Here is a 3,699-nt window from a genome sequence, read left to right as displayed (position 1 = left end):
CAGCCACCGCCGGCGACGCCGCGGCTGACGGCTGCCGCAACGGCAGCGGCGGAGGCGATGGCAATCGAGGTGTTGTGCGTGGCCCGGCAGGTCTCAGCCACCTTGCCGACGAATCCTTCCAACGGTTCGAGCGGCATCATGATGCCGACCGGCGCGATACGCATCGCCGCACCATTGGTGTCGCCGCTGCGCCCCGCTTCCTCAGCCGGCATACCATTGTTGATGGCGTCGATGGCGCGTTTGGTCGATGGCCCCAAAAGGTCATAGCTGCCACGCGCCTTAACCTCGCGTTCCCAGTCGAGCAGCGCATTGACCCAGCGCGCGTGGTCGAAACGGTCGCCGGATTCGACCAGGATGCGGCCGAGCAGCAACGCCTGCTCGGTATCGTCGGTGATGGTGCCGGCGGCCAATCCCTTCGACACCGGATGATCCGGGAAAGGCTCGATGAAATCCTCAACATGGCCGTAGAGTTCGGCAATGCGAACCGGCGACAAAAGCTGCGTCGGCATGCCGAGCGCATCGCCCAGCGCTCCGCCGACAAGCGCCCCCATGGCGCGGTCAATAGCCTTGCTGGTCGCATCCGACATCGCTCAGAACCTCATATGCAGCGCAAAATGCGCCGGATTGAGCAGGCTGGTGACGTACTCGATCGGCCGGTCGTCGGCGGCGCGCGTCAGCCGGCGGCCACGCAGGAAAGGCGTGCCTTGCGGGCAGCCGAGGATGGCCGCATCCTCGGCATTGAGCATCTCGATCTCGACCCATTCCTCGCCATGGTCGGGAATGAGGCCGGCGACGCGCAGCGTCTGGTGCAGCGAGCCCTCGCGCAATCCGCGCAACGGTACGTCCTCGAGCTCGGAGGACAATGGCAACCGGCTGCGCTCGATGGAGATCGCATGGCCGTCGCTGGCGTTGGTGCGCACCCGGTCGACGGCGATGAAGAACGGGCTTTCGATGCCAAGCAGCGCAGCCAGATCGGGGTCTTCGATGACCTCCAGCCGCAGCGTCCGCGTCTCGGCATTGGCGCCGGCATCGGCCAGCGCGCGCGACCAGCCGATCGAGTCGTCGACCGGCTTGCCGTCGAAGGTGACGAACGAGCCGATACCAACCTTGGTCGTGATCAGCCCGCGGCTGGACAGTTCCTCGAGGCCTTTGCGGACCGTATTGCGGCTAACGGAGAAGCGCTGGACGAGTTCGTTCTCGCTTTGAAGGCGGTCGCCGAAACCGAGGACGCCGGAACGGATCTCATGTTCGAGGACGGTGGCGATCTGCTCGGGCTTGCCCGTGCCGGGAGACAGTTGAACCGCGCGCCGCTTCATAAGGGTACCTGTTCAATGAACCTGTATAATCCTGTTCAATACCGAGGCCCGGATGCTATGTCAACAGATGCCGAAGACTGACCAACAGGCAGCGAAATGTGCGGGATAACCGTGCAGGGCGTGCCGAGAGGCAGGTCAATAGCCCTGAAAAGCCGGTCGGCGATCGCCAAAAAGGGGCATACATCAAGGGGATGGAGCCAGATCCTGATTCAATTTCACCAGGGACAGGCTACGGGATCGACACCTCACGCGGTTCGACGAGGATGTCCGCCTCGATAGCGGCGTTGATGAACGCCGCTCTTGCCGCCGAGACTTCTTTCTTTCCCTCGAGCACGGCCAGACAGGCCTTGCGGGCAACCATATGCTTTTGCCCGGTCGCAACCGGCCAGCGGTTCAGCAGGATGTCGGCAGCCTGAGCGACCCGCTCCACGTTGAAGATCGAGTTTCGCGATCGGCCGAGCGCAATCCTGACCGGCTCATCGAAACGCTGATCTTGCACGATGCCACTCCCCAAAGTCGGCATTCATCGATTCGCGGCCTTCAACCCCGAGCAATGTGATAGGTTCTGCGCCAAAGGTGCAAGATGTCCGATTCCAGTGGCCAGAAAAATCCCAGGCTGATCGTCGTGGTCGCGTTCGATCGCGGTGAGGATGGCGAGTTGTTCCCAGCCTTTGGACCCGCCGACCAGCAGAGCGAGGATCGCGCCATACGCACCGCCAGGGCTCTGACGGCAAAGCATTCCGGCGTCATCGCCTGGAGCCGTGAGGCCGATCCGACGCTGGGCGAATATGGTCCGCCGAACACGCTCTTCGTCAGCGGTGACGTGCCTGACATGGAGTAGTCGACTGGCGCCAGCATCTGAACGCCTCGCCCATAGGGTTTGATGCGAGCCGGTTTTGCCTCGCCAGCAAGCAAAAGCCCGCTACGGTGAACCGGAGCGGGCCTTGGAGGAGGACAAGGGGTGGGACCCTCTCCTCTTGTTTCCACGGGGGGGTGTGGACCGCAATGACCATACGAAAGTTTTGCAGAGTGCAGGATCACAAGCCGGCTTGCCTGCATCACAATCCGGTGCACGCCGACATTGGGGCGCTCACGAGATTGCGATCAGTTGGCGATAACCCGGCTAGATGCACCCGAGTACGACAAGCACGATGACGATGAGCAGCACGAGCCCAAGGCCGCCGCCGCCATAGGAGCCGGCGCCGTAGGATTGAACCTCGCAGCTGCGATGTTCAAAAGACGAGCGCTCCAAAGGCCTACCGTTCCGCGATTGTGGCGGGCATCGCGCGGAAGAAGTCACGCCAGCAACAGAAACGGCCATCCTGGTGACGGCAACCAGAATTTAATTCCGGCACGCCTGTGGACCGCAGAAAGCCCACCAGCGTGGCGGGCTTTCCGATCGGCCGGAGATGGCGAGAAGCCGATTGCAGAAGCAATTACGCGAGGTAGTGAGTTTCAGCTTCACAGAGAGAGAATACTGAAATTGAAGTGTGGTATATATATCTCAAAATTTCTGAAATAAACGCCAGTAAAAGTCGCAATATTAGCTTGCACAAACAATGCGCAGGTCTATTGACGATCGAACGTTGCCAGTGTGGTTGCAGACCGAACGATTCTGCGCGCCGGGGCGCCTGTCAAACGACGCCGTAGAACAGCCTGTAGTGGACGCGCTTCATATAGTCCCGATACTCCGGCGTGACGGCCAGCAGCGCCTCTTCACGCAGGATGCGGTGCACCTGGAAGAAGGTGATCACCGCGTAGACGGCTAGATTGTAGAAGGAAAAGGCCGACAGCAGGAACAAGAGATGGCCGGCAAGATAGCCGGCATAGATCGGATGCCGCACCAGACGGTAGGCACCGCCTGTCATCACGCCGCGATTGCCCGGCAGAATGGCGAAAGAACGCCCCAGCGATATCTTTCCCCAGATTACGAACCCCAACGCCAGGGCCTGCAGCGGCGCCGCAACATGGACCGGGATGATGGCCACGCCCGGCTCCAGGTCGATGAAACCGACACCGAAGCTGGCGATCACGGAGACAACCACCGTGAGCGGGTTCCAGTCGCGAACCTTCGGCCGACGCGACAGAAGCAGCCAGGTAAAGGTCAGGATCTCGGAAATTGCCACCAGCGCCACATTGATGCGCGTCGGGTCGAGCATCAGGTGATACACGCCGCGGTAGACGAACATGCCCGCGAAGGCCAGCGCGCAGATCCGAAAGAAACCTTCCCGCAAATCCACCAGGATCTCACGCTTTCGGGCTGCGGACAGAATCCTGCCGTCACTGACGTGCGAAAGCGCCTCGCTTTTTGATATGAGCAATGCAGACACCCCAATGATCCCTCAGGGCGACCTTTGCACGCAACCATTGCCGGGCAGTTAAT

Annotated in this window: 6 protein-coding genes; 1 reads left to right on the top strand and 5 read right to left on the bottom strand. The window is 61.3% G+C overall.

The window, feature by feature from the left end; all coding sequences use genetic code 11:
* The 3 genes from EN879_RS27560 to EN879_RS27550 all read right to left on the bottom strand — a co-directional run.
* On the bottom strand, nt 1-587 hold a 587-nt coding region (locus EN879_RS27560), incomplete at its 3' end, for an ADP-ribosylglycohydrolase family protein (RefSeq protein ID WP_206521016.1).
* 3 nt (nt 588-590) lie between these two features.
* Complete coding sequence (locus EN879_RS27555; protein ID WP_013530802.1) at nt 591-1,316, bottom strand: GntR family transcriptional regulator; 726 nt, start codon at nt 1,314-1,316, stop codon at nt 591-593.
* 229 nt (nt 1,317-1,545) lie between these two features.
* Nucleotides 1,546-1,815, bottom strand: coding sequence for a DUF982 domain-containing protein (locus EN879_RS27550; protein ID WP_013530801.1), 270 nt, complete (start codon nt 1,813-1,815; stop codon nt 1,546-1,548).
* Between the two features lie 84 nt (nt 1,816-1,899).
* Between EN879_RS27550 and EN879_RS27545 the strand changes: the two genes are divergently transcribed.
* Complete coding sequence (locus EN879_RS27545; protein ID WP_013530800.1) at nt 1,900-2,157, top strand: hypothetical protein; 258 nt, start codon at nt 1,900-1,902, stop codon at nt 2,155-2,157.
* A 282-nt stretch (nt 2,158-2,439) separates the two neighbouring features.
* Here EN879_RS27545 and EN879_RS27540 read toward each other — a convergent pair whose 3' ends face one another.
* Nucleotides 2,440-2,637, bottom strand: a complete 198-nt coding sequence (locus EN879_RS27540; RefSeq protein ID WP_082826496.1) for a DUF3309 family protein — start codon at nt 2,635-2,637, stop codon at nt 2,440-2,442.
* Between the two features lie 313 nt (nt 2,638-2,950).
* Entirely contained in the window at nt 2,951-3,556 is a 606-nt protein-coding gene (locus EN879_RS27535) for an isoprenylcysteine carboxylmethyltransferase family protein (protein WP_245459051.1), read from the bottom strand.
* Nucleotides 3,557-3,699: the final 143 nt, after the last annotated feature.

Origin of the sequence: Mesorhizobium sp. M7A.F.Ca.AU.002.02.1.1 (assembly GCF_003998535.1) — a bacterium.
GTDB lineage: Bacteria > Pseudomonadota > Alphaproteobacteria > Rhizobiales > Rhizobiaceae > Mesorhizobium > Mesorhizobium ciceri.
This window is presented reverse-complemented; position numbering and strand designations above follow the sequence as displayed.